We start from the raw sequence: 5,159 nt of genomic DNA on the forward strand, positions 1-5,159 counted from the left end.
GAGGAGGGGGCCCCGAATCCGGGCAAACCCCGCCTCGCTTGCGACCGAATTCCTTCGACATTCTGATAATTGCAAGCTGACTCGTCGGCAACGCCGGCGACGAGCTTATTGATCAGTGTTTCCCTAGCATTACAAACCTCGTCGAACAGCCTTGTCTCCAGCTACTGATTGGGACCAGGTTAACGTCTTCCACCGTGCCACGCGCCAAAGTTATTCACCACACCGGCATTAATTCGCTATTGATAAAATACATTATCAATAGCCGTGCGCCGCCATTAATACAGTCAACTTTGGCATTCGAATCAAAAGAATTAAACGAATTTTAGTCCAACCAATTGCGCATGGCACGGAATAAAAGGAGAACCGTGTCTACGAAAATAATTCCCACTCGTCGAGAATCGCGCGCGCTCACCGCCGCCGAGTTCCACCAGCTTTCGAACGTGCCTCCCGAAGCCGAATGGTTCGCCAATCTCGACAATCCCCGCACTCGTCGTGCCTACCAGATTGATCTGCGCGACTTCATGACTTTCACCGGCATCGCGCAAGCAACCGAATTTCGCACTGTCACCCGCTCACACGTGCTCGCGTGGCGCAAGCGTCTCGAAGCTTGCCAACTGTCCGGGGCGACGATCCGGCGCAAGCTCGCCGCGCTGTCATCGCTCTTCGACTACCTTTGCGAGCACAACGCGGTCTTGCTGAACCCCGTCGCTGGCGTGAAAAGACCTCTCGGCAACAGCAATGAGGGCAAGACACCGGCGCTCGGCGATCATCAGGCCCGCGCGCTGCTCGACGTCCCCGATCCCGACACTCTGAAGGGTAAGCGCGACCGTGCACTACTGGCCGTACTGCTCTATCACGGTCTGCGGCGCGAGGAACTTTGTTTGCTGAAGGTGCGGGACATTCACGATCGGCGCGGTGTGCCGCACCTGCGCATTCACGGCAAGGGAAACAAGCTGCGGCATGTGCCATTGCACCCGGCCAGCGCAGAGCGGCTACACACATACCTCGAATCGGCAGGGCACGGTGCATCGCCCGAATCGCCACTGTTCCAGCCGATACGACCTACCGGTTCCGCAATGACCGGCGACGGCGTGTACAAATGTGTCCGGAGATACGCGACGCTGGCAGGCATCGCCATAGATTGCCTCGGCGTCCACGGGCTGCGAGCGACGGCCGCCACCAACGCGCTAGAACACGAGGCCGACATTGCGAAGGTGCAGGAATGGCTGGGGCACGCAAACATCGCCACGACCCGGCTCTATGACCGGCGCCAGAGCCGCCCCGAAGATTCCCCAACGTTTAAAGTTTGCTACTAGTATCACCGTGCATCAGAACGCGTTGACGATTCCCCCTTGTCCTCGCCCACGGAGAACAACCTAAACTGGAACTCACGGTGAAAAACGGAACGTGACTATCACAATCAGAACGGCAGATGGCAAGGTGCACGGTCTTCGACGTAGACAAAGAAGCTGACTTCGGGCCAACGACCTAGAAGCAGTGACTTTCAATCTCACTGGAACAATGCGTTCACTTGCAACTTGCTATCTTTGGCGCAGGGGTCGCCTAAAATCTCCGGAAAGCGGCTACAGTAGCGATCTGTCTGAGACGATATTACGCCATGACCACAATAACGAAAATCACCGACCTCCGCGATTATCCTGCCATCAAGAAGCTCGCTTCGGCGTTGCATCGTCTTGACGCAAATCACCACGGGGCCGCGATCATGATTGGTGCAGGCTTTAGCCGGAGCGCAGCGGTTCATGTCAGCGGTGAGAAACGGGTTCCGCTCTGGGCCGAGTTCACGACAAGCCTTACCCGCGACCTTTACGCCGGCGAGACCAGTCTGAGCTTTGCGGATCCTCTACGCGTGGCGGAGGAGTACCGCGCGTACTTCGGACAGGGAGCACTCAATGACAAAATTCGCTTCGAAATCGACAATGATGCCTGGCGCACTGGGCCCCTGTACGAAGACCTCCTAACCCTCCCATGGTCGGACGTACTTACGACCAATTGGGATACGTTGCTTGAGCAATCGGCGGAAAAAATCCACAGTCCGTATTACACCACAGTGACGAAGACGTCAGATCTCGCGTGGGCGCAGTCTCCCCGTATTGTGAAGCTACATGGCACCATCGGCATCACCGATTGTTTCATCGCGGCTCAGGAAGACTATCGTACCTACCCTGAGCGTTTTGCACCTTTCGTGAATCTCGCACGGCAAGTATTCATCGAAAACGAGCTCTGTCTACTTGGTTTTTCGGGTGATGATCCCAACTTCCTACAATGGGCCGGCTGGGTTCGCGACCATCTAGCGGGCCACGCACGGAAGATTTATCTCGTTGGAGCACTGAATCTCTCTGCCGCACGCCGCAAGCAACTCGAGTCGACCAACATCGCACCGGTCGATTTATATCCAGCGGTCGCCCACATCACCGATCGAGACCTTCGTCACCAAGAGGCGATCGCGATGTTTCTTCGAGAGATGAAAAGCGAGGAAGAATCGCGAATAAAGCCGCATGACTGGCAGCCCACGACCTTTCCAAGCCACACTGCAAACCCGGAAGAACACCACCGCCTCTACAGTGACCCGGAATATGCCGCAGCGTTGCTCATCAATCAGCTTGAAATCCTCCGCAAAGATCGTGAGGCTTATCCAGGTTGGCTATTGTGTCCGGAATCGCTGCGCTGGCGGGTGGCCAACCAGTTGAGCATGCCGTATCCGAACGCGAAAAACCTCGCGGCTCTCACACCGGACAACCGTGCAAGATTGCTCTATGAAATCGCCTGGCGGCACCGTACAGCATTGGAGTACATCCGGCCCTGGCTTGTTGATGCGCTCTTCGAGGTCGCTCGACAGGAGCAACCGTGCGCTATCAGCGAGCGCCAACAGGCAGAGATTGCACTGGCCCTACTGAACAACGCTCGCTGGCTCAGCCCAGACAATGATGAAGAGCAAAACGTCGTCGACGAGCACATTCAAGGACTTACCGCGATACTGGTGAAACACGCGTTCTATTTCCCCGATGGCCCCGCCGAAGTCGCGTACCACCGAGCACTCACGGCGCGGGACCGGCTCGACTACGACGAACTCGAGGCAGCGATTGCTCAGATTTCCGGGGAAGACCCCGTCTGGAAACTGAGGAAGGCGGCACTGCTCATGGATCTCGGTCATGAGAGCGATGCAGCTGACTTGCTCGCGGTGGCTTACGGACAACTGCGCGAAAACCATCGCAGGGATCGTCAATCGATTCCAGTCATGTCGCGGCTGCTTTGGGCTCACTGGCTGATGGACGCCCTACAGCGAGGCAGTTTTGGGAAAGATTCTGAGAAATTACCGCCGTTCGTAGAAACCAACTATCGAAAGTGGAAGTGCGATCCATGGTCATGGCTAGACTCACTTCGTTCCAGTATCGAAAAGCGACGGGACAAATACCTTGAAAATCGCAATCCAATTGAGCCACAGTTCGCGCAAGGGCATTATCGCGATCACTCCCGCGACACCTCAGGTGGCAACGATAATTCTGACTTCCTGCTCCTCGATGGTTTGAGCAAGATTTGCGGAATTCCGTTACGCATTGCCACTCGTGGTTTCAGTGTCAACCTGCTCGCGGACAAGGCAAAAGCTATCGTGCTATATGGCGGCACGGGCACTGAACTAATTGATCTTCCGCTCGCGATCCGCGCCGCAAGTAGTGAAGACTCGTCAGCGATCAAGGATGTATTTGGCCGCATTAATGTAGCGTGCTTCACCCAGCGTTCTGTGGACGTATTGATTCCCCGAGTCACGTCCGCTGTTAAACACGGCGGCAGCAAGTAAGGAGTACAGCCGGAACAAACGTTGACAGTTTGACGAGGCTTCGCGTGCTCGTAGAGATCCTTGCGCGGCTCGTGGTTAGAGTCCCCCCTTCCCAAGCGAAGGAAATCTTTGCACTCGCCGGATCTTTGGCCGACCGATCAGAAATGCGACATATCTGGCTTCGCAAGGCTCTTGATTCTCTCGTGGATAACTCCCTCGCGAGCATTCCTGAATCCGAACTGCCCGACGTGCTACCCATTGCGCTTAAATTTCCGCTCGCCCATGAAATCGAAGGGCGCGACGGTCCGGAATGGCCCAACCCGGTGATCAAGTACCCCGGGGAGCGCCCGCTCTCCTCCGTGATCGATGAGCGCATCGCTCAACTGATAGAGGCAGTGCGGGCAGCCCGGGACTCGTCAAGGCGTGATTCTTTGCTCCGATTGCTTCCGCTCTGCCGTAAAAGTAATTTCCTCACTGAGGCAGAGCGCAATAACTTGGCGGATGCAATCTGGGGGGATGTCCCTGAGTATGCCGTTCTACCCGAGACGGGCTTGCTCCCTCACGCGTTATTGATCCTCCCGACTAGGGACCCCGGTCAAGTAGAAGCGCTGCTTCGCTCGCGGCTGTATGACCACAACCCTGAAGTTCTCGACAACACGCAGAAGGAGCTGCGAATCTATCCATCTCCGGAGGTAAACCTCGCTATATCGGTCTACGAGGGCATAACGAACGCTGCGGAGGAGCAAGCGACTCAGCTATTTCCGACCGCTGAACAGGCCGTCAGGCTATTTGAGCAACTGACGTCGTGGAGACCAGTCAGCGAGCAAGGCGGAATGGCTGACGTCGCCGTCCGCGCTCGACGAGAACTTGCCAAGTGTATCGGTCGTGCGCTCTCTTTTGCGATCGTACCGGCGCTGTCGAACGAGGATAAGACGGCCTCTCGGTGGGAACAGTTGCTATCCTTTTATTCAGATGTCGACGGAGCTAGGGCAGCCCTCCCCGCCCTAGTTCACTTTAACGTGACGGATGCTCTGTCGGCGAAGGCCACGGAGAAAATGATTGCATCTGCGCTGCGAGGACGAGATTCGACGCAGGTTAGCTACGCAGCGGTCGCCCTGCGGAAATGGATGGACCTGACGAATTCCGATACATCGCCAGAGTTCGCGAAGCTCACGTCCGTGGCGATTGGCATTATCGAGTCGGGCCGCACAATCGCACTTCACCAACTCCTCTGGCTCGGCGCGCGTCAAGCAAGTTGTCGCCTCACTCATGCAGCCAGAGGCTGTTTATTTGCGCTGATCGACGCCATCTCGACGACTGAGTCGCGTTCGGGGTTAAGCGTCACGGCACCAACCGGTGTCCA

At 56.5% G+C, this 5,159-nt stretch carries 3 protein-coding genes; all 3 read left to right on the top strand.

Annotated features, from left to right (window positions below; genetic code table 11):
* Window positions 1–365 precede the first annotated feature (365 nt).
* Window positions 366–1,316, top strand: a complete 951-nt coding sequence (locus F6X37_RS35195; RefSeq protein ID WP_316252035.1) for a tyrosine-type recombinase/integrase — start codon at window positions 366–368, stop codon at window positions 1,314–1,316.
* A gap of 302 nt (window positions 1,317–1,618) precedes the next feature.
* On the top strand, window positions 1,619–3,817 hold the full coding sequence (locus tag F6X37_RS35200; protein ID WP_187614601.1) for an SIR2 family protein: 2,199 nt from the start codon (window positions 1,619–1,621) through the stop codon (window positions 3,815–3,817).
* 143 nt (window positions 3,818–3,960) lie between these two features.
* The coding region (locus F6X37_RS35205; RefSeq protein ID WP_222945036.1) for a hypothetical protein at window positions 3,961–5,159 on the top strand (1,199 nt) is incomplete at its 3' end.

The sequence above is a fragment of the Paraburkholderia sp. 31.1 genome (genome assembly GCF_014397645.1).
GTDB classification, from domain to species: domain Bacteria; phylum Pseudomonadota; class Gammaproteobacteria; order Burkholderiales; family Burkholderiaceae; genus Paraburkholderia; species Paraburkholderia tuberum.